The 243-nt window shown below is 66.7% G+C and carries 1 protein-coding gene; it reads left to right on the forward strand.

The genetic code is table 11. From position 1 onward, the window contains the following. Positions 1 to 243: sulfatase-like hydrolase/transferase (locus tag J5M67_RS29290; protein WP_207888764.1), on the forward strand; the 243-nt coding region annotated here is incomplete at both ends.

Genomic DNA, 243 nt, shown 5'->3' on the forward strand with positions numbered 1-243 from the left:
TGACCCGGCAGGCGATCCTGCGTACCGGCCTGTCCAAGGTCGGCATGCCGGGGGTTCCGGTGGGCCTGCAGGCCCGTGACGTGACCATCGCCCAGGCGCTCAAGGCCCACGGCTATGCCACCGGCCAGTTCGGCAAGAACCACCTGGGCGACCGCGACGAATACCTGCCGACCAATCACGGCTTCGACGAGTTCTTCGGCAACCTCTACCACCTCAATGCCGAGGAAGAGCCGGAACGCCCCT

Origin of the sequence: Pseudomonas sp. 30_B (assembly GCF_017491605.1) — a bacterium.
Classification (GTDB): domain Bacteria; phylum Pseudomonadota; class Gammaproteobacteria; order Pseudomonadales; family Pseudomonadaceae; genus Pseudomonas.